Source organism: Acinetobacter sp. ANC_7682 (assembly GCF_056779795.1).
On sequence record NZ_JBWYIQ010000025.1, the window covers coordinates 26,145 to 46,735 of the forward strand.

The 20,591-nt window shown below is 38.6% G+C and carries 18 protein-coding genes; 12 read left to right on the top strand and 6 right to left on the bottom strand.

The genetic code is table 11. The annotated features are described in order from the left end of the window. Positions 1 to 39 precede the first annotated feature (39 nt). The 4 genes from gyrB to erpA all read left to right on the top strand — a co-directional run bounded on the left by gyrB (position 40) and on the right by erpA (position 5,595). Positions 40 to 2,508, top strand: a complete 2,469-nt coding sequence (gene gyrB, locus AC1M9D_RS10390) for a DNA topoisomerase (ATP-hydrolyzing) subunit B (RefSeq protein WP_035268615.1) — start codon at positions 40 to 42, stop codon at positions 2,506 to 2,508. Positions 2,509 to 2,815: 307 nt separating this feature from the next. Next, positions 2,816 to 3,823: a putative solute-binding protein gene (locus AC1M9D_RS10395; RefSeq protein WP_180029024.1), complete on the top strand. Its 1,008-nt coding sequence runs from the start codon at positions 2,816 to 2,818 to the stop codon at positions 3,821 to 3,823. A 288-nt stretch (positions 3,824 to 4,111) separates the two neighbouring features. Then, a complete protein-coding gene (locus tag AC1M9D_RS10400; RefSeq protein ID WP_481612121.1) occupies positions 4,112 to 5,116 on the top strand; it encodes a putative solute-binding protein in 1,005 nt (334 codons plus the stop codon). 143 nt (positions 5,117 to 5,259) lie between these two features. Further along, positions 5,260 to 5,595: an iron-sulfur cluster insertion protein ErpA gene (gene erpA / locus AC1M9D_RS10405; RefSeq protein WP_035268624.1), complete on the top strand. Its 336-nt coding sequence runs from the start codon at positions 5,260 to 5,262 to the stop codon at positions 5,593 to 5,595. Positions 5,596 to 5,631: 36 nt separating this feature from the next. Here erpA and AC1M9D_RS10410 read toward each other — a convergent pair whose 3' ends face one another. Both AC1M9D_RS10410 and AC1M9D_RS10415 read right to left on the bottom strand, forming a co-directional pair. Further along, the gene (locus AC1M9D_RS10410) at positions 5,632 to 6,477 is read right to left on the bottom strand and encodes an alpha/beta fold hydrolase (protein WP_481612122.1); all 846 of its coding nucleotides are present in this window, start codon (positions 6,475 to 6,477) and stop codon (positions 5,632 to 5,634) included. A 107-nt stretch (positions 6,478 to 6,584) separates the two neighbouring features. Continuing rightward, on the bottom strand, positions 6,585 to 7,499 hold the full coding sequence (locus AC1M9D_RS10415; protein ID WP_481612123.1) for a LysR family transcriptional regulator: 915 nt from the start codon (positions 7,497 to 7,499) through the stop codon (positions 6,585 to 6,587). 100 nt (positions 7,500 to 7,599) lie between these two features. Between AC1M9D_RS10415 and AC1M9D_RS10420 the strand changes: the two genes are divergently transcribed. Then, positions 7,600 to 8,334, top strand: coding sequence for a DsbA family protein (locus AC1M9D_RS10420; protein WP_481612124.1), 735 nt, complete (start codon positions 7,600 to 7,602; stop codon positions 8,332 to 8,334). A gap of 11 nt (positions 8,335 to 8,345) precedes the next feature. Further along, complete coding sequence (locus tag AC1M9D_RS10425) at positions 8,346 to 8,648, top strand: monooxygenase (protein ID WP_481612125.1); 303 nt, start codon at positions 8,346 to 8,348, stop codon at positions 8,646 to 8,648. A gap of 47 nt (positions 8,649 to 8,695) precedes the next feature. Here AC1M9D_RS10425 and AC1M9D_RS10430 read toward each other — a convergent pair whose 3' ends face one another. Further along, complete coding sequence (locus tag AC1M9D_RS10430) at positions 8,696 to 9,823, bottom strand: anhydro-N-acetylmuramic acid kinase (RefSeq protein WP_481612126.1); 1,128 nt, start codon at positions 9,821 to 9,823, stop codon at positions 8,696 to 8,698. 63 nt (positions 9,824 to 9,886) lie between these two features. Here AC1M9D_RS10430 and tyrS point away from each other — a divergent pair, with 63 nt between their 5' ends. From tyrS to AC1M9D_RS10445, 3 genes are all read left to right on the top strand, one after another. Next, on the top strand, positions 9,887 to 11,119 hold the full coding sequence (tyrS, locus tag AC1M9D_RS10435; protein ID WP_481612127.1) for a tyrosine--tRNA ligase: 1,233 nt from the start codon (positions 9,887 to 9,889) through the stop codon (positions 11,117 to 11,119). A 151-nt stretch (positions 11,120 to 11,270) separates the two neighbouring features. Further along, positions 11,271 to 13,208 carry an ATP-binding cassette domain-containing protein gene (locus AC1M9D_RS10440; RefSeq protein WP_481612128.1) on the top strand — a complete coding sequence of 646 codons (1,938 nt, stop codon included), beginning with the start codon at positions 11,271 to 11,273 and terminating at the stop codon, positions 13,206 to 13,208. A 184-nt stretch (positions 13,209 to 13,392) separates the two neighbouring features. Next, positions 13,393 to 14,115, top strand: coding sequence for an SDR family oxidoreductase (locus tag AC1M9D_RS10445; protein WP_481612129.1), 723 nt, complete (start codon positions 13,393 to 13,395; stop codon positions 14,113 to 14,115). A gap of 72 nt (positions 14,116 to 14,187) precedes the next feature. Here AC1M9D_RS10445 and dnaK read toward each other — a convergent pair whose 3' ends face one another. After that, on the bottom strand, positions 14,188 to 16,134 hold the full coding sequence (gene dnaK / locus AC1M9D_RS10450; protein ID WP_481612130.1) for a molecular chaperone DnaK: 1,947 nt from the start codon (positions 16,132 to 16,134) through the stop codon (positions 14,188 to 14,190). Positions 16,135 to 16,252: 118 nt separating this feature from the next. Next, positions 16,253 to 16,825 (bottom strand): nucleotide exchange factor GrpE, encoded by a 573-nt coding sequence (grpE, locus tag AC1M9D_RS10455; RefSeq protein WP_257219952.1) that lies wholly within the window; start codon positions 16,823 to 16,825, stop codon positions 16,253 to 16,255. A gap of 706 nt (positions 16,826 to 17,531) precedes the next feature. Between grpE and AC1M9D_RS10460 the strand changes: the two genes are divergently transcribed. Beyond that, on the top strand, positions 17,532 to 17,783 hold the full coding sequence (locus tag AC1M9D_RS10460) for a molybdenum ABC transporter substrate-binding protein (protein WP_481593997.1): 252 nt from the start codon (positions 17,532 to 17,534) through the stop codon (positions 17,781 to 17,783). Positions 17,784 to 17,977: 194 nt separating this feature from the next. Here the strand turns inward: AC1M9D_RS10460 and AC1M9D_RS10465 are convergent, their stop codons facing one another. Further along, the gene (locus tag AC1M9D_RS10465; protein ID WP_481612131.1) at positions 17,978 to 18,430 is read right to left on the bottom strand and encodes a hypothetical protein; all 453 of its coding nucleotides are present in this window, start codon (positions 18,428 to 18,430) and stop codon (positions 17,978 to 17,980) included. Between the two features lie 199 nt (positions 18,431 to 18,629). Between AC1M9D_RS10465 and AC1M9D_RS10470 the strand changes: the two genes are divergently transcribed. Next, positions 18,630 to 19,700 (top strand): alpha/beta hydrolase, encoded by a 1,071-nt coding sequence (locus tag AC1M9D_RS10470; RefSeq protein WP_035269477.1) that lies wholly within the window; start codon positions 18,630 to 18,632, stop codon positions 19,698 to 19,700. Positions 19,701 to 19,865: 165 nt separating this feature from the next. Further along, the gene (locus AC1M9D_RS10475; RefSeq protein ID WP_481612132.1) at positions 19,866 to 20,432 is read left to right on the top strand and encodes a peptidylprolyl isomerase; all 567 of its coding nucleotides are present in this window, start codon (positions 19,866 to 19,868) and stop codon (positions 20,430 to 20,432) included. Positions 20,433 to 20,591 lie beyond the last annotated feature (159 nt).

Genomic DNA, 20,591 nt, shown 5'->3' on the forward strand with positions numbered 1-20,591 from the left:
CCATCTTTGGATAGACCTTTTTTTCACTAGGGAGTAACCATGAGTTCAGAAGATCAAGCTGCTTCTCAAACAGAACAAACCATTGAAAAGGCTTATGATTCCTCTAGCATCAAGGTATTACGTGGTTTAGACGCAGTACGTAAGCGTCCAGGCATGTATATTGGTGATACGGATGATGGTACTGGTTTACACCATATGGTGTTTGAAGTGGTGGACAACTCGATTGATGAAGCCCTTGCTGGTCACTGTGATGAAATTCTGGTTACCATTCACGAAGACGAATCTGTTTCTGTCGCAGATAACGGTCGTGGTATTCCCACAGATATTCACCCTGAAGAAGGTGTATCTGCTGCTGAAGTCATCTTAACGATTCTTCATGCGGGTGGTAAGTTTGATGACAACAGCTATAAGGTTTCTGGTGGCTTACACGGTGTAGGTGTTTCAGTTGTAAACGCTTTGTCTAGTAAACTGGAACTCACTATTCATCGTGCTGGTAAAATTCATGAACAAGAATACCGCCATGGTGACCCTCAATACCCTTTAAAGGTGGTGGGCGATACAGATCGTTCGGGTACACGTGTACGTTTTTATCCAAGTGCTGAAACATTCAGTCAGACCATTTTCAATGTCGATATTTTAGCTCGTCGTTTACGTGAACTGTCATTTTTAAATGCGGGCGTTCGAATTGTTCTACGTGACGAACGTGTTGGTTTAGAACATGTATTTGATTATGAGGGTGGTTTATCAGAATTCGTTAAATACATTAACGAAGGAAAAACGCATCTTAACGATATTTTTCACTTTACCACGCAAGCTGATAATGGCATTGGTGTTGAAGTTGCATTGCAATGGAATGATACGTACCAAGAAAACGTACGTTGCTTTACCAATAACATTCCTCAAAAAGATGGTGGTACTCACTTAGCTGGTTTCCGAGCTGCTTTAACTCGTGGCCTAAATAACTACATGGAAAACGAAAACTTACTCAAAAAAGAGAAGGTTGCGGTTTCTGGTGATGATGCACGTGAAGGTTTAACAGCAATTGTTTCAGTGAAAGTTCCTGATCCAAAATTCTCTTCTCAAACCAAAGAAAAATTGGTATCGAGCGAGGTTAAACCTGCTGTTGAACAAGCAATGAATAAAGCTTTTTCAGAATATCTTCTTGAAAATCCAGCTGCAGCTAAATCAATTGCGGGTAAAATTATTGATGCAGCACGTGCACGCGATGCGGCGCGTAAAGCACGTGAAATGACTCGTCGTAAGAGTGCGCTTGATATAGCAGGTCTTCCTGGTAAATTGGCGGACTGCCAAGAAAAAGATCCAGCTTTATCTGAACTATATCTTGTCGAGGGTGATTCAGCAGGTGGTTCAGCGAAACAAGGTCGTAACCGTAAAATGCAAGCGATTTTACCGCTCAAAGGTAAAATCTTAAACGTGGAACGTGCTCGTTTTGACAAGATGATTTCTTCTGCTGAAGTCGGAACACTGATTACAGCATTAGGTTGTGGTATCGGTCGTGAAGAATATAATCCAGACAAATTACGTTACCACAAAATTATTATTATGACCGATGCGGACGTGGATGGTTCACATATTCGTACGTTGTTATTAACGTTCTTCTTCCGTCAAATGCCGGAATTAGTGGAACGTGGTCATATTTATATTGCTCAGCCACCACTTTATAAATTAAAGAAAGGTAAGCAAGAGCAGTATATTAAAGATAATGATGCGCTTGAAACATATTTAATTTCGAATGCAATTGATGAGTTGGCATTACATATCAGTGCTGACGCACCTGCGATTCGTGGTGAAGCGCTTGCAAAAGTCATTGCTGATTATCAGACATCACAAAAAAGCTTACAGCGATTAACGATTCGTTATCCTGCAACTTTGTTAGATGCTTTACTTGGTTTAGATGCTTTTAAATTAGATCAAAATCAAGATGAAGCTTATGTGACGTCTTGGGCAGAGCAATTGCGTCAAGCAATTGAAACACAACAGCCAAGCTTAAGACCTGAATTCACGCTCGAAGCATTCGAAAAAGAACTCGCAGATGGTTCACGTGAAACACATTACTGGCCACGTTTAACAGTGTATGTACACAACCTTCCTCATCACTATTTATTAGATGCTGGTTTATTAGGTTCAGGTGAATATAAACGTTTACTTCAAAACTCAAAGAGTTGGTTTACGTTACTTGAAGACGGGGCTTATTTGCAAAAAGGTGAGCGTAAAGTCAATGTTGCTAACTTCCATCAAGTATGGCAACAAGTATTGGCAGATTCACGCCGTGGCATGATGATCCAACGCTATAAAGGCTTGGGCGAGATGAATGCAGAGCAGCTTTGGGAGACCACGATGGATCCTGAAAATCGTAATATGCTTCAAGTGACGATTGATGATGCAATTGAAGCAGATCGCATGTTCTCTTGTCTCATGGGTGATGATGTTGAACCACGTCGTGCATTTATTGAAGAGAATGCATTGAATGCAGATATTGATGCTTAATGCTATAAGTTAAAAAAAGCACTCTTAGGAGTGCTTTTTTTGTATTAATCTAAAATCTTAAGTCATTTTTTTGGAATTAATTTCAATAAAATGATGTGCTTTAAGTCACATATTCTATTTATTATATGAAATATAAAGATAATTAAATAAGCGTTTACGAAATTAATAAATAATTAAAATTATAAAATTCAATAGTTTATAATTGAATAATAAATAATAGAGCAATAGCTCTATTTTTTTAAATAGAGAGTGATTAAAATTTTTGTCATGGAAAAGAATCCATTTAAATGCTTAAAAGGAACTAAGAATGAAAAAAACAACTCTGGCTTTATTGGCGGCTTCAACCATGGGTATGGTTTCAACTGCTCAAGCAAAGGTTGATGTGTGTGTATTTGATTTACTCGGTAAGTCTGGTGAATCGTTCCAAATGGCTCAAGAATGGGCATTGGCAGCAAAGGGCTGGGGTGCAGATATCAATCTGATTCCACGTCAAGATGAGGCTGTAGCCGATAATGATTTTAAAGCAGGTAAGTGTGATGCTGTTTTCTTAACAGCGATGCGTTCTCGTCAATATAACAAGTTTGTGGGTTCGATTGACTCTTTAGGTGGCGCACCATCAAATGCAATTGCACAACGGGCGATTACTTTTGCTTTAGACAAACGTAATGCTGCAAAGATGGTCACAAATCTCGGCGGGAAAAAATATGAAGTTGCTGGTATTGCACCACTAGGCGCGGCATATATTTTCGTGCGTGATAAAAAAATTGATTCTATTGAAAAAGCCGCTGGTAAGAAATTCGCAGTATTAAGCTATGATCCAGCACAAAAAATTATGGTGCAACGTGTCGGTGCTCAAGCAGTAGGATCTGATGTTTCGAACTTTGTTGCGAAGTTCAATAATGGTCAGGTGGATATGGTGGGTGCACCAGCATATGCCTATAAGCCTCTTGAAATTTATAAAGGTTTAGGCAATACAGGGGCAATGTTTGATTTCCCTGTAGTACACATTACAGCAAACTTTGTGATGAAGCCTGAAAAATTCCCTGAAGGGTTTGGTCAAAAATCACGTGATTGGTTTGTTAAAAACTTGCCGAAAAGCTACGCAATGATCAAGCGTTTAGAGGGTGAAATTCCTGCTAAGTACAAAATGCAATTCTCAGCTGAAGAAAAGCTGAAATATCAAAAACTACTTCGTGATGGTCGTATGGATCTCACTAAACAAGGTATTTATGACAAAGAGATGATGTCTGTTCTTAAGAAAGCACGTTGCTCTGTCGATAAATCCAACTTCGAATGTTCACTTGGTGGTGAATAATTCTGATTTCTAAAGAAAAAATCCTAGACCTGGTCTAGGATTTTTTTTTATTCATTTTATGTCATTTTCGCCAATGCACATTTATAAGAAAAAAGTATGCTTTAATCACAATAAGTACTATTTAAATGATCTGTATCTAAAAACCATATACATACAGCATCTCAGGATCAGTATCTACACAATTGGATCGTGTAATCTCATTTTAGTTCAACACACTGACACTGAAGTTTAAGGTGTTTGATATGGGATATTCGAGACTATAAGAAAGAAGGAATAGGAAACAATAAAATGAATTTAACCAAAACATTATTGCTATCAGCAGGTTTAATGACTGCTGCAACGGCTTCACAAGCAAAGCAAGTCGTCTGCGTGTTTGATCTCGTCGGGAAAAACGGTGATGTCTATGCGTTAATGAAAGATTATCAACTTGCTGCTAAGCAGTGGGGAGCTGATATTGAGCTTAAAGTCGGACAAAATGAAGGCGTAATTGCTGAAGATTTCAAAGCAGGTAAATGTGACGGTGTCAGTATCACAGGGATGCGCGGTCGTCAGTTTAATAATTTCACTGGCTCTTTAGATGCTATTGGTGCGATTACTAATCTCAATTTAGCTGTCAAAGTTATGCAAGGTTTAGCAAGTCCAACCTTTGCAAAGCATATGAAAAATGGCAACTATGAAGTTGCAGGTGTGATTCCTGTCGGCGATGCTTATTTAATGGTGCGTGATCGTAGTATTAATACGGTTGCTAAAGCTGCGGGTAAAAAGATCGCCGTACTTGATTATGATCAGGCACAAAAAATTATGGTACAGCAAATTGGTGCGCAAGCAGAGAGTTCTGATGTCACTAATTTTGGTAGTAAATTCAATAATGGCCAAGTTGATATTATTGGTGCACCAGCAGCGGTATTCCGTCCTTTAGAACTTCATAAAGGGCTAGGAACGAAAGGTGCAATTGTGAATTATCCAATTCTTCAAGTGACCGGTAATATCATCATTCGTCATGATAAATTCCCTGAAGGTTTCGGACAGAAATCGCGTGATTGGGTGAAAACACAATTACCACGTGCGAATCAAATTTTAGGCAAAATGAAAGCGGATATTCCGGCTAAATATTGGATGAATGTTCCAGCTGGAGATAAACCTGGTTATCAAAAATTGATGCGTGAATCTCGTATTGCACTTACTAAACAAGGTGTTTACAACAAACAAATGATGAAACTACTTTGGCAGTTCCGTTGTAAGAATGAACCGACAAACTTCGAATGTAGCTTGCAGGATGAGAACTACAAATAAGTTCATAGGACGTTACATTTAAATCCGATAAATTTACTCTGAATAAACTTTAAAGTTCGAGTTATGACCATATATTGAGTATGTTATACTTGATATATGGTCTTTTAATTTCAAAGCCTATTTAATTTTTTGAGGAATCCATCATGACTGCCCAAGCACTTGAGCTGACTGACAATGCTGCGAATAAAGTTCGTCAACTTCGTGAGAGCGAAGGAAATCAAGATTTGATGTTACGTGTATATGTGACAGGTGGTGGTTGCTCTGGTTTTTCTTATGGATTCAATTTTGCTGAATCTCAAAATGAAGACGATGCTGAATTTGTGAATGGTGATGTGAAGATGCTTGTTGACTCACTGAGTTATCAATATCTCGTTGGTTCAGTTGTTGATTATGTCGAAGGTTTGGAAGGATCACGCTTTATCGTGCAAAATCCTAATGCGACAACGACATGTGGTTGTGGATCTTCATTCTCAATTTAATATGCAGCAAAAAAAAGCCCGCTAAGCGGGCTTTTTTTATGATAATTTTTGCTGTTCTTTCAGAATTAAATCAGTCAGCTCATGATAATTTTGAACTGGAATCCAATGATTCGCATCTAAATGAATTTCCGTATATGGACCTTCAACATAATTTTGATTGAACTGAACACCTTTAGCATCAATTGCAACGTCATCTTTGCCCCAAATAAATAAAGTGGGAACTTTGACTTTATTGAATAGCGTTTTATTAGAGCTAAAAGGTAAACCTCGATACCAATTGAGTGATGGGCTGAGCCGTTTTTCTATGATCATTTTTTGTTTAAAGTCATTTAATTGTTCAACTGTCATCCCAGAATTTTTTAATAAAGCCTCGCCAATTTGAGGTGTTTTATTAAAGAGCAACTCAGGTATCCATGGAAGCTGAAATAGTCCCATATAATAGGATTTAAAAAGTTGTGTACTGCTGTAAAAAGCCCGCATAAATGCTGCTTTGTGAGGGACGGAGATCGCGGTCAAATGTTTAATTTTATTAGGATAACGTAGAGCAACTTCCCAAGCAACGACTGCGCCCCAGTCGTGTCCTACGATATATGAAGGCTCTCCAATTAAGTCGAGTAAAACATTTACATCATCTGCTAAATGTTGAATGGCATAATCTGCGCGTTTTTTCGGTTGAGCCCTTAAGCTATATCCACGTTGGTTTAACGCATAGGTGCGAAAACCATGTTGGTTTAGTATTTCGGCACTATGCTTCCAAATTTTTGATGTTTCAGGAAAACCATGTAATAGCACAATTGGAGTGCCATCGATTGGACCGCTGTCTATTACATCAAAAATAAGATTACCTTTTTGAAACTCAGTGATTCGTTGTTGTTTTTCCATAATCAATACCCTCTTTCCTTTACATATCTTTATCAAATTTGGATGATAGGACTAGGGCTGAACGGGTCAGTTCTAGGTGAAAGAAGGTCGTTCATTGTCTGACAATATTATGGGTTGATTAAACGGTGTATTTGTATTGGGATTTGTTTTTTTAAGAACGTTAAGCAAAGTCTCAAAGCTAAGGTACGATAGCTTAAGCTCGGAGTAACCAAGTGGACATCTTCAGGGATTAGAGACCATTCAGGTAAAATATGAATCAACGTTGAGTTGACTAATTGATGGGCCACTTGGATTTCTGCAACGGCGGCAATACCTAAATGTGCTTCTACAGCAGCAAGTGCATGTTCGGATGGTGTCACCATCAAATGGGTATAAATTTTAAATTTTTTTATCGTACCGTTTTTGAAAAGTTTGATTTTGGACAGCTCGCGGTTATGTGAGATAAAATGATGATCACACAGTTGCTCTGGGTGTTCAGGAATGCCACAACGCATTTGATAGGTTGGACTGGCGCATAAAATTCTTCGAACTTGTCCAACCTTTTGAGCATGGAGTGTAGAGTCTGCTAAATCACCAAGTCTGATGGCTAAGTCATATCCTCCAGAAATCAAATCAACTTTAGTGTCATTCAAATCAATTTCAATATCAATGTGTGGATATTCAATTAAAAATTGAGAGATTAAAGGCAATACCACCAATTTTCCAAAAGTTCCCGAAGCAGCTATTCGAATTCGACCTTTGGGTTGTATTTCTAATTGTGTGAGATCATTCGTCAGAGATTCAATCTGATGAAATAGGGGGGAGATTTCTTTTAAGAAAATCTTCCCAGCATCAGTCAGTGAGCTTGAATTAGTATTTCGATTTAATAATCTAATATTTAAGGATTCTTCAAGTCTTGAAAGTCGATTGGATAACGTGGATTTAGCAATATCATAACGTCTTGCTGCCGCAGATAAACTTCCAGCATCTGCAATCAGTACGAACCAATATAGGTCATCGATTGAGTAGGGTAAGCTGTTCATAAAATCGAACACCACCTTTCATTTTTATTGTCTATTCACATCATTATAGAACCGCTAAGTTAAGTCAATCGATCAGATGTAGCAAATTGAGAACATAGCAATGACAATGAATTGTGATTTAGAAACCGGTACTTGTTCAGTAGCCGAATTGGAAAAAGGCCAAAATGCAGTGGTCAATGTAGCATCTGACCTCAGCCTGATTTATGTGGGTGACCCAATGTGCTCATGGTGTTGGGGAAGTTCAAATATCATTAAACAAGCGCGTGAATATGCAATTCAGCATGGTGTTGGCTTTCAAGTGATTAGCGGTGGTTTAAGACCTGGCGGAGGTGATGTTTGGACCGATACTTTCAAGAATTTTTTACGCACCGAATGGAAAAATATTCAGAGACTGACTCAACAACCTTTCACTGAAAAATTGTTAGAAAGAGTACATTTTAATTATGATACCGAGCCTTCAGCACGTGCTGTTTACGTTGCTCGACAACTTTGGCAAGACCATGATCATCACGATGAAAAACTTTTGGCATTTTTTTCAGCAATCCAATATAAATTTTATGTGGATGGTGAAGATCCGAACGAGCTTGAATATTATCGAAGTATATGTGAAACGTTTGAGCTGGATTTCGACGTATTCTCAACTTTGTTTGAATTACCTGAGACCCAAACAGCGACCTATGAAGAGTTCAAGCTTAACCGAAGTTGGGGCATAAAAGGGTTCCCAAGTTTTGTGATACGTCATGGAGACAATGTCAAAATCATAGGCTCTGGTCATGTGGCATTGGAAAAATTAACACAAGCTATTGATGACTTAATCAAAGATGCGCGTATATAAGGAAAAGTTGAGTGGCAATTATTCTACAAATTGATTTTCCCTATGATGGACCTTGGGGTCATGAAATGTTTGAAAGTTTCAAAACACTCGCGGATTCAATAGCAAATGAGAAAGGCTTGATTTGGAAAATTTGGACTGAAAATGAAGTATCCAAAGAAGCAGGTGGAATTTACTTATTTAAAAGCCAAGCAGATGCAGAGGACTATCTAAATATGCATCTTCAGCGTTTAAGGGAAAATGGCTTTACTGAATGTAGACATCGGATCTTTGCTGTTAACTCGGCACTTTCAAAATTGAATTTTGCACCTATTTAAGTTAATCGATGTATCAACTCAGGATAGTGGATACATCGATTCTTCATTTAAACCGCAGTGATCGTTCCTAAAACTCGATCTCCTTGAGCTCCTGTCACTTCAGGTAAATTACCAGCAAGTTGGTTTACAAATCGCATAGCCAACCACGCAAAAGCGGTCGCCTCCACCCAAGTCGGTGCTAATCCCAAATCTGCTGTGGTTTGAACACTCCACTCATGTTTACGTAAACGCCAACGTAATTGTTCTAATAATTGTGAGTTGTATGCACCACCTCCACAGACATAAACTTCACCTGTGTCCATAGGGGAACGATAAATGGCTTTTTTAATGGCACGTGTCGTGAGTTTCATCAGCGTTGCTTGAACATTTTCAGGCGTATCTTCAAGTTCATCGTATTCAACATCGCTACGCCAATCGGCAATTTGTTCATCTAACCATTCCAAGTTAAAGTCTTCACGACCGGTACTTTTTGGCGGCTCTTTCGAGAAAAAGTCATGTGATTGCAAACGATCAAGCAAAGCACGAATAGGCGTACCATAAGCAGCCCAATTGCCATTTTCATCATAAGGCTGCCCTGTGTAACGTTCACACCAAGTATCCATCAAAATATTGGCTGGTCCAGTATCAAAACCATATACGCCTTTAGGATCACCCGCAGGTAACATACTGACATTGGCAATTCCACCGAGATTTAAGATCACACGGTGTATCGTCGGATGCTGAAATAAGGCTTGATGGAATGCTGGCACTAGAGGTGCACCTTGACCACCAGCAGCCATATCACGGCGTCTAAAATCTGATACCACAGGAATTTGAGTGATTTCAGTAATAATGTTGGGATCACCAATTTGAAGGGTAAATCCATGTTCGGGACGATGACGAATCGTTTGACCATGAGATCCAATAGCTTTTATTTGAGTTCTATCGAGATTATTTTCTTGTATAAGTTGATTGATTCCATGACCGATCATCTGTGCTAAAGCGACATCAGCTTTACCTATGCGGTCAATTTCATTATCGTCTGGCAAAGTAAGTGCCATCAGTTCATCACGTAAATCTGGATCAAAGGCTAATGTCAGCGTTGCATGGATCTGTAATGGATCAAAAGAAGCGGCTACAAAATCGACGCCGTCCATACTCGTGCCAGTCATTACACCAATGTAGATTGTGGTCATGATTATTCTTAAGCCTGCATTGTGCTGAAAAAGTGTTAGTATATCGCACAAATTGAACAACAGATGTATTTGGGTTTAGTGATGTCAAATTTCCTGCCTGCTGAAGAACAACTTGCCCTCATTCAACGAGGCACACATGAAATTATTTCAGAAGAAGATCTTCTGAAGAAATTAAAATTGAATCGTCCTTTGAAAATTAAGGCGGGTTTTGATCCTACAGCACCAGACTTACACTTAGGTCATACGGTATTAATTAACAAGCTTAAAGTGTTCCAAGACTTAGGTCATGAAGTATTCTTCTTGATTGGTGATTACACTGCGATGATTGGTGACCCAACAGGTAAAAGTGCAACTCGTCCACCATTGTCACGTGAGCAAGTCTTAGAAAACGCGAAAACCTATCAGGAACAAGTGTTCAAAATTCTTGATCCAAATAAAACTAAGGTAGTGTTTAACTCAGAATGGTTTGCTCAAAAAACTGCTGCTGATCTGATCCAATTGGCTTCACAGCAAACGGTTGCACGTATGCTTGAACGTGATGACTTTACTAAACGCTATAACAACCAACAGCCGATTGCGATTCACGAGTTTTTGTATCCATTGGTGCAAGGCTATGACTCTATCGCGCTTGAGGCAGATGTTGAGTTAGGTGGTACAGATCAAACCTTTAACTTGCTGATGGGGCGTACTTTACAAGGTCGTTATAATCAAGAGCCACAAGTGTGTATCACTGTACCAATTCTTGAAGGTTTAGATGGCGTCAACAAAATGTCTAAATCTTTAGGTAACTACATTGGTGTATTTGATGCACCTGGTGCGATGTACCAAAAAGTACTTTCAATGCCAGACAGCTTAATTGAGCGATATTTCGAACTGCTGAGCTTCAAGTCAATGGAAGAGATCGAAGGCTTATTGAAAGAAATGGCTGAAGGTCGTAACCCTCAAGAAATTAAACGTATCTTAGCGCTCGAGTTAGTGGAGCGTTTCCATGGAAGCGAAGCTGCTGCGAATGCACATAAAGGTGCAGGGAATATCATCACAGAGGGTGAGCTTCCTGAAGGAACGCCAGAAGTGACGATTTCACGTGGTGAATTCGGTGGTGAAATGTTTATTGCTTCTATTGTTCGTGCAGCAGGTTTAACCAAAAATGCAGCGCAAGCAAAAGATGCTGTTTCACGTGGAGCCGTAAAAGTTGATTGGGAAGTGGTGGATGCATCATTCTCAATTAACGAAAACAAAACAGTGATTGTTCAAGCAGGTAAAAAGGCCATTGCTAAAGTAACTTTTACTGACTAAATCGTTAAGTTTTGAATGATTCAAAAGCCATCCTGAGTGATGGCTTTTTTATGTCAAGAATGAAATGAAGATGAAAGATGGATTAATTTTTGGTTGTTCTGGTTGAAATCCATTAAAATGCGCTATCCAATACTTATTTTTTTGAATATCTATGATTCAGTTAGACCAACTTACCATTCGCCGCGGCGGTCGCATTTTATTTGAAAAAGCGTCTATGCAACTTCACCCTGGTTGGAAGATTGGTTTAACAGGTGTCAATGGTGCAGGAAAATCGACGTTGTTTTCAGCATTACTTGGGGGCATGGAATCAGATGGTGGCTCATTGACACGACCATCGGTTTGGACAGTGGCGCATATGGCGCAAGAGATTAAAGCGCTGGATATGAAAGCGATTGATTTCGTTCTATCCGGTGATGAAGAGTATTGGGATATCCAACACAAACTTGAGCATCCTGACGGATTGTCTGATCAAGATTTGGCAAATTTATATGGTCGTTTTGATGAAATTAGTGGCTATTCAGCGCCGTCTAAAGCATCACAACTGATGGCTGGCCTAGGCTTCTTTGAACATCAGTCAGAACTTAGTGTAAAAAGTTTCTCTGGTGGATGGCGTATGCGTTTAAATCTTGCGCGTACTTTGATGAGTCGTTCAGATTTACTCTTACTTGATGAACCGACGAACCATTTAGATTTAGATGCTATTTTATGGTTAGAAGACTGGTTGAAAGCATATGAAGGCACATTGGTACTGATTTCGCATGACCGTGATTTCTTGGATGCCATTACCGACCATATTTTACATATCGAAAACCAAGAACTAACGCTTTATACCGGTAACTATTCAACCTTTGAACGTACCCGAAGTGAACGTTTAGCTCAGCAACAACAAGCCTATGAGAAACAGCTTGAGCTACGTGCACATCTGCAAAAATATATTGATCGTTTTAAAGCTAAGGCAACCAAAGCAAAACAGGCACAAAGCCGTATTAAACAGCTCGAACGAATGCAAGAGCTTTCTGCTGCGCATGTCGATACGCCTTTTACCTTTAGCTTCCGTGAACCCACCAAAATGAGTTCTCCGTTGTTGCAACTGGATAGTGCTGATATTGGTTATGGTGACAAACTGATTGTGACCAATGTGAAACTACAAATCACGCCAACCAGCCGTATTGGTTTATTGGGGATGAATGGAGCGGGTAAGTCCACATTAATTAAATCATTGGTGGGTGATTTACCTTTAATCCAAGGTCAACGTAAAGCATCTGAACTACTTAATATTGGTTATTTTGCCCAACATCAAATGGATGCATTAGATGGTAATGCGAGTCCAATGTTGCAGTTATCTCGTATTGCAGATAAAAAGATTAGTGAAGCCACTTTACGGGCATTCTTAGGGAGTTTTGGCTTCTCTGGTGAGCGTATGGATACGCCGTGTGAAAGCTTCTCAGGGGGTGAGCGTGCACGTTTAGCATTGGCTTTGATTGTCTGGCAGCGTCCAAATGTTTTAATTCTAGATGAACCGACCAACCATTTAGACTTGGATATGCGTCATGCATTAACTATGGCACTACAAGACTTTGAAGGGGCAGTGGTGCTGGTGTCACATGAACGTCAATTGATTGCAAGTGTCTGTGATGAATTACTCCTAGTGCATAACGGTAAATGTCGTGAGTTTGAAGGTGATCTGGTCGCTTATGCAGACTGGTTACGTCAAGCACGTGCAGAGTTGATGAAGCAAGGGCAGCAAGCACCTGAGCCAGTAAAATCTCAAGTGATCGATAAGCCTGTAGTTTCTAAAGTAGATAAAGAAGCACAGCGTAAAGAAGCTGCGCGTCGCCGTGAAATGAGCCGACCAATTCGTAAAAATATTGAAAAACTGGAAGCTGAGATTGCGAAAATCCAACCACGTCTAGGTCAGATTGAGGATGCTTTAGGAGATGCATCACTTTATGATGCGTCTCGGAAAGATGATCTTTTAAAATTGATGAATGAACAAACTGAGCTTAAAGGAAAATTAGCACAAGCAGAAGAAAAAATGCTTGAACTGATGATGGAACTTGAAGAGTTAGAAAGTTCGTTTGATGAGTAATTCGTGATAAAGAGCCCAATGTAGATTGGGCTTTTTTATTAAAATAGGCAGGTTATTTTGGTCATCGTCATAAAAACTGTCATTTTAATTTTTCTATTTTATTTGTGTTTTTAATTCAACTTGACCTCAAGCTAACTTGAGATTTGATCATAAGAAATCTAATAACAAAATTGGAAAAACGACAGTGCCATCATCAATCAATAAAACTTTTTTAATTCATGGCATCAGTTATGGTCTAGGAAAAGCGTTAGCTACTTTAGTTCCAAATGATGATGATTTAATCTATGGAATATCACGCTCACCCCCACAACTACCACGCCAGATTGAGCGGATTCAAACTGATTTAGCTTACCCTGTCCAAGCATGCAAGAAAATTAAAGACGTAATTGGAGATAAAGCATTAGATGTATTTATTTATAATGTAGGTGTTTGGGAGCAAGATGCTTTTACGCATGACTATGATTTTCCATCAATCTCAGCATTAGAAATTCAAACGATCATCAATACAAATATCACCAGTTGTATTTTATCTATACAGTCCATTTTGGAAAATTTAAAGAAATCAGATTATGCCAAAGTGATCCTCATTGGTTCAACATGGGGTTTAGACAATCACAATGGAAAAGAAATAGTGTTTTCAGCTACCAAATTTGCATTACGTGGAATTTCCCATGCCTTAAGAGAGTTGATACGAAAGGATCGAATAGGCGTTACGGTGTTAAATCTTGGATATTTAGCACCTGATTTTGATCTAGATACAACAATAGAATCTGTCCTAGAAGAAACAGATGAATCTTTAATTCCTGTGTCTGATGTAGTTGCTGCCGTTCATTTTGTGCTTAATACGTCTAGAGCATCTTGTGTGAAAGAAATTATGATGCCTGCAATGCAAGATACAAATATCTGATAATCATTTAAAAATTCAAAGATGTAAATAAAAAAACCGCGCTTTCGCGCGGTTTTCGTTTAAGAGGACAAATTATTTTTTGTCATCTTTCACTTCAGTGAACTCAGCATCTACAACGCCGTCGTCCGCTTTTTGTTGTTGACCAGCAGCATCACCTTGGAATGCATTTGGATCAAAACCTTGCGCACCACCTTGAGCACCCTGCGCAGCTTCATAAACACGTTGAGTGATCGGCATGATGATGTTTTGAAGTGCTTCAGTTTTCGCTTTGATCGCGTCAACGTCATTTTCTTTTGTTGCAGCTTCAAGTTCTGAAACAGCAGTTTCAACCGCAGTTTTTTCATCAGCAGTTACTTGTTCGCCAAGGTCTTTTACTGCTTTTTGAGCAGAAGAAACTAATGCATCAGCTTCGTTACGCGCTTTCGCTAATTCTTCAAACTTACGGTCTTCTTCCGCATTCGCTTCAGCATCTTTGATCATCGCTTCAATTTCAGCATCGCTCAAACCTGAGTTTGCTTTAATTTGAATTGATTGCTCTTTACCAGTGCTCTTGTCTTTCGCAGATACTTTCAAGATACCATCAGCGTTAATGTCGAACGATACTTCAATTTGCGGCACACCACGTGGAGCAGGTGGGATATCGCCCAATTGGAAGTTACCCAACAATTTGTTTTGTTGAGCCATTTTACGTTCACCTTGGTAAACCGAAATGTCTACTGCAGGCTGGTTATCAGCAGCTGTAGAGAACACTTGTGATTTTTTCGCAGGGATTGTTGTGTTTTTATCGATGATTGGAGTTAACACGCCACCCATTGTTTCAATACCAAGTGTCAACGGTGTTACGTCAAGTAATAGAACGTCGTTCTTATCACCTGAAAGTACAGCACCTTGGATCGCAGCACCCATTGCCACAGCTTCGTCAGGGTTCACGTCTTTACGTGGCTCTTTACCGAAGAACTCTTGTACTTTTTGTTGTACAAGTGGCATACGAGACTGACCACCAACCAAGATCACGTCAGAGATATCAGAAGTTGATAGACCTGCATCTTTAAGTGCAATCTTACATGGCTCGATTGTACGAGCAACTAAGTCAGCAACAAGACCTTCTAATTTCGCACGTGTTACGTTGATCACTAAGTGTTTAGGACCAGTCGCATCAGCCGTGATATATGGAAGGTTAATTTCAGTTGCATTAGAAGAAGATAATTCAATCTTCGCTTTCTCAGCAGCTTCTTTTAAACGTTGAAGTGCAAGAGGATCGTTCTTCAAGTTTACGTTTTGTTCTTTCTTGAACTCTTCAACCAAGAAGTCGATTAACGCGTTATCAAAGTCTTCACCACCAAGGAATGTGTCACCATTAGTAGACAACACTTCGATTTGTTGGTCGCCATCAAGGTCAGCGATTTCAATGATTGATACGTCGAAAGTACCACCACCTAAGTCGTAAACCGCTATTTTACGATCGCCTTCTTTCTTATCCATACCGAACGCAAGCGCTGCAGCTGTTGGTTCGTTGATGATACGTTTAACATCTAAACCAGCAATTTTACCAGCATCTTTCGTTGCTTGACGTTGAGCATCGTTGAAGTATGCAGGAACAGTAACTACCGCTTCAGTAACTGTTTCACCTAAGTAATCTTCCGCAGTTTTCTTCATTTTCTTAAGAACTTCTGCAGAGATTTGTTGTGGTGCTAGTTTCTTGTCGTTTACATCAACCCAAGCATCGCCATTGTCAGCTTTGATGATTTTGTAAGGTACAAGACCAATATCTTTTTGAACTGCTTGATCTTCGTAACGACGACCGATCAAACGTTTAATCGCGAATAATGTATTTTTCGGGTTTGTTACTGCTTGACGTTTAGCTGATTGACCAACAAGGATCTCACCATCTTTATACGCAATAATAGACGGAGTTGTACGAGCGCCTTCAGCGTTGTCGATTACTTTAACTTTATCGCCTTCAAGTACTGCAACACATGAGTTTGTAGTACCTAAGTCAATACCAATAATTTTAGCCATTGATGTGTTCCTCGAAAATTTTGTTGTGATCTTTCACTTGTTATCCGATATGAGAGCCATTCATTATTTTTCAAGTTAAAAACTTAAAAAATTTTTACAAACTCCCGTATTTCTTGACTTATTGGCCTACCATGACCATTGCAGGACGAAGTAAACGGCCAGAAAGGGTGTAACCTTTTTGAAGTACCGTACCAATCTCACCCGCTTTTGCATCTGGAGCAATACCTACTGCTTGATGCAAATCAGCATTAAAACCATTTTCAGTGTCAACTGCCACAACACCAAATTTTTCTAATGTTGCTAATAATGACTTCAGTGTGAGTTCTACACCTTCTGATAAAGGAGTTTTTTCATCACCTGCAGCAGCAATTGCACGTTCAAGGTTGTCAACTGAATCCAATAATTCTTTTGCAAATTTCTCTAAAGCAAATTTTTTCGCAGTATCCGCTTCACGCTCTAAACGTTCTTTGGTTTTTTCTGCTTCATACTTCGCATTTGCAGCAACTGCTTTTTCATATTTTAAGTTTTCAGTCAGCGTTGCGATTTGCGCTTGAAGGTCTTCTACAGAAACTTCAACTTCAGCTTGTTGATTTTCAACTTGCTGTTCAGTTTGTTCCGTTTGAACGTCCTGAGTTTGTTCGTTTTGCTCATTTGCCATGGAAGATCTCCGCTTAAATGGGTTTTTAAACATGTACAGTCCTTTGGCATCAGTGTTAACTGCGTTAATCTGAACTGCCATGCGTGTGTAATTCATCAATACAAAGGTAATGTGGGCGACTATAAATAATTCAAGCTTAAACGATGTTTATTTCTACTAAATTCATCTTTACAACAAGGAATGAAAATTTTTCGATCCATTTAGAGAAATCTAAAGTCTAGAATAAGAAGAGGAGATGAGCTGAAGAAAGATTATAAAAATATGATTTAGTGTATATTTTATATATAAAAAATATAGATTCAGATAAAACAAGTCTTTCCTTTTAAATAATCAAAACTGTATTATCTTTAACCAGATACTAACGCTGTAGTTTCTATTTATTTTGTTTTTGCTTTTTAATAGCTCATCCAACCTCCTTGGATGAGTTTTTTTTGCTTGTCGAGATCTGAGTAACAATGTTAAGCAACAGATATACCGTGTAGCCACACTGTGATTCAGTCACCTTCAAAAAGGGCTTATATCGCACCACATATTCACTAAAAAATAAATTAAATAAATGGCTTAGGAGATATATTCAACTATAAAAGTTGAATTGCATTTTCTTTACACTTTTTTCATAAGTTCAACCTGAAGTCATCGAAACTTGAACCAAGAACTGACGCATGAAATAAAAAAGTCAGGAATGATAAGCCTTCAAAGTTAACTCTGACTTTGAATGTTTCAAGTAAGGAATTAAACAATGAAAAAATTAGGTCTCATTTCCCTGGCATTTGCAGCTATTGGTTTTGCTACTGTAGGTTGTACTTCAAACCAATCTGCTGAAACTGCTCAAGCGACCACACAAACAGATGCTTCAATAGCGCAAGCGGCAACTACTGAAATGGATACCCAAAATGGTGTGGCTGTACAAGCTGACCCAAATGTAGAGTCTGCTGAACCGATTCAAGCTGTCCCAGCTGAAGGTGCAGAAGCCCCTCAAGTTGTTGAGTAAAATGCAATGAATTTTAATTCATTTAAACTGCTTATAATGGATTAAATTTTATGAAAAAGCAGAGAATAGAGAGTAAATAGGATGCCTTTACTGTCTATTTTTAGAATCACAGCACTTAAAAAAACCTAACATTCAAATGTGAATGTTAGGTTTGTGAGGTAACTTTAAATCAATTGTCTTGAGTCCAAGAAAGCTTAACGATCTCGGCGATCGTGTTGACGTTCCTGTTCTCGCTTCTTGCGATCCTGTTCTAAGCGCTTACGTTGTTCTTCAATCGCTTTTTTACGATTATCTTGATTCCAACGATTACGTTCAGCTTGACGTTGTTTTAAAATTTCCTTTTGACGTTGTTCAATCTTTTTACGACGATCATGCTCAGCACGTTCTTTATTACGTCGATCTGCTAATTCACGTTGTTGGCGTTGACGTTCATATTCACGTTTGCGCTTTTCTTGTTCAAGGCGCTGTTGATGTAAACGTTGTGCGCGTTCTCTCTCCCAACGTTGACGGTCATAGTTGCGATCATAATCACGATCATAACGATGGTCATAATTACCATTATAATAAGGGCCATCATCAGGGAAGGCCACACAACCGACTGCAAGAACTGCTGTGGCCAATGACATTATCATTACTTTTATTGCCATAGCTTTCACCTTTATATGTTGAATCAGGACAACCAAAAAATTCCTGATGTTGGATTAAATAGTCAATGACAAGACTGCTATAGTCAGATTAGCGTAAATGGGATTGAAGTTTGTATATTGATCAGTAGACTTAGTTAACAAAATAGTCATGAAATGGCTGATCGTGTAGAAAATATGAAGAATACGGATTTTTAAAAGGATCGGAATCGTGAATCAAAAAATACAACAATTACTTGAAAATGGTCAGGGTTCTGCAGGACGTGCATTAGATCGACTCCCAAAGATCGTTCAAGAATCTCTAGTGAAGTTACTTGGCTATCCCTATGACTATCCTCAACTCGATAGTTTTACAAAATGCTTGATGGCTGCACAGTTGAAACAAGGAAAATCAGGCTTTATTGGCGCTGATATTGATAAATCAAGAAAAGAATTTGAAAATCAAATCCAATCCATCACACATAAATCATCTCATGTTCAATATGTAGAAGATATTCGTCTTCCTTTACAAAGTGGTACTGTATTTGCCAGACATTATCATCCTGCTCCGAATAAAAAATTACCAATGATTGTGTTTTATCATGGTGGTGGGTTTGTTGTCGGAAGTGTGAATACACATGATGAAGCGTGCCGAATCATTGCGAATTATGCAAAAGCACAAGTGATCAGTATTGATTATCCGTTAGCGCCAGAAGTTTCTCCACAATCATTGATTCAATCATGTGAAGACGCATTGGCATGGGTATATCAAAATCGCCGTCACTTTAAAATCTTAAAAAATCGTATTGCTGTAGCAGGAGATAGTGCTGGCGGTAATATTAGTGCTGTCGTTGCTCAACGTGCATTGAATGCTAGTTATGCGCCTCAAGCTCAATTTTTAATATATCCTGCGGTTGATTTCAAAAGTCGTCATCCATCATTCTTTGCGTATAAAGATGGTTTAGTATTAACCAACAGTGATATTGACTATGTGACAGAATACTACGCGACAAGACATAAAGTTGCTTTGGATAATCCACTAATCTCCCCAACATACGGCAATCTAAAAAAATTGGCACCAGCTTATGTTGTTACAGCGGGACATGATGTATTGCATGATGAAGGCAAAATTTACGCCCACAAATTACGTCAAAATGGCACTAAAGTGTTGTATCAAGATTTTGAAGATCAAACACACGGATTTATTAATCTAACACTAGTCTCAGGGCGTTCTAAAAAATTGTTGATTGAAATGAGTAAAGAGTTTAGAAGATTTTGGGATAAAAATAGTTAATAGATGCTTACTTTCAAATCCTGAGTTTCAAACGAAACTCAGGATTTTTTCTTTATATACAGCAATCGAATAAAAATACTTTGATGCTTAACAAAAAATTGAATCTTTTCTGGCGATTGATTCGTGAATAATAGATAAGATAAAACATCAATAAGAGGATAGCGTATGTTTAAAAAAATGATGTTAGGTGCTTCTGTTGCGGCGATGAGTACTTTGTCTTTGGCAGCAAATACGCATATGCAAATCAAAACATCAGCAGGAGATATCGAAATCGAGTTGTTTAATGATAAAGCTCCGATTTCAGTAAAGAACTTTGAAACTTATGCGAAAGCTAATTTTTATAACGGCACAATCTTCCATCGGGTTATTCCAGGGTTCATGATCCAAGGTGGAGGATTAGATGTATCGATGAAAGAAAAAGCGAATCGACCTCCAATCAAGAACGAGTCTTATAATGGCTTAAAGAATAACCGTGGCACTTTAGCCATGGCACGTACAAACCAGCCTGATTCAGCAACAAGCCAATTTTTTATCAATATTGCGGATAATGATTTTCTAAATAAAGCGCCAATGAATCCTGGTTATGCTGTGTTTGGTCAGGTAACTAAAGGCATGGATGTTGTCGATAAAATTGCAAAAGTGCCTACTGGTAGATTTGGTATGCATCAAGATGTGCCAAAAAATCCTATTAAAATTTTAAGTGTGAATATAAAACCTTCAAAAGCGAAATAGTGATTAAAAAAAGAAGCAGAAATATTAAATTAATATTTTTGCTTCAATATTATAGGGTTAAGTGTAAATGTGATTATTAATGAATCATAATGGTGCATAAAAATAGAACACTCATTAAAACATGGGGTTAAAAGCACTTGCAATGATTTCGAAATGCTC

Coding starts and splice junctions, on each gene's coding strand:
- gyrB (WP_035268615.1), top strand. CDS start 40: ATGAGTTCAGAAGATCAAGCTGCTTCTCAAACAGAACAAACCATTGAA.
- AC1M9D_RS10395 (WP_180029024.1), top strand. CDS start 2,816: ATGAAAAAAACAACTCTGGCTTTATTGGCGGCTTCAACCATGGGTATG.
- AC1M9D_RS10400 (WP_481612121.1), top strand. CDS start 4,112: ATGAATTTAACCAAAACATTATTGCTATCAGCAGGTTTAATGACTGCT.
- erpA (WP_035268624.1), top strand. CDS start 5,260: ATGACTGCCCAAGCACTTGAGCTGACTGACAATGCTGCGAATAAAGTT.
- AC1M9D_RS10410 (WP_481612122.1), bottom strand. CDS start 6,477: ATGGAAAAACAACAACGAATCACTGAGTTTCAAAAAGGTAATCTTATT.
- AC1M9D_RS10415 (WP_481612123.1), bottom strand. CDS start 7,499: ATGAACAGCTTACCCTACTCAATCGATGACCTATATTGGTTCGTACTG.
- AC1M9D_RS10420 (WP_481612124.1), top strand. CDS start 7,600: ATGACAATGAATTGTGATTTAGAAACCGGTACTTGTTCAGTAGCCGAA.
- AC1M9D_RS10430 (WP_481612126.1), bottom strand. CDS start 9,823: ATGACCACAATCTACATTGGTGTAATGACTGGCACGAGTATGGACGGC.
- tyrS (WP_481612127.1), top strand. CDS start 9,887: ATGTATTTGGGTTTAGTGATGTCAAATTTCCTGCCTGCTGAAGAACAA.
- AC1M9D_RS10440 (WP_481612128.1), top strand. CDS start 11,271: ATGATTCAGTTAGACCAACTTACCATTCGCCGCGGCGGTCGCATTTTA.
- dnaK (WP_481612130.1), bottom strand. CDS start 16,134: ATGGCTAAAATTATTGGTATTGACTTAGGTACTACAAACTCATGTGTT.
- grpE (WP_257219952.1), bottom strand. CDS start 16,825: ATGTTTAAAAACCCATTTAAGCGGAGATCTTCCATGGCAAATGAGCAA.
- AC1M9D_RS10460 (WP_481593997.1), top strand. CDS start 17,532: ATGAAAAAATTAGGTCTCATTTCCCTGGCATTTGCAGCTATTGGTTTT.
- AC1M9D_RS10465 (WP_481612131.1), bottom strand. CDS start 18,430: ATGGCAATAAAAGTAATGATAATGTCATTGGCCACAGCAGTTCTTGCA.
- AC1M9D_RS10475 (WP_481612132.1), top strand. CDS start 19,866: ATGTTTAAAAAAATGATGTTAGGTGCTTCTGTTGCGGCGATGAGTACT.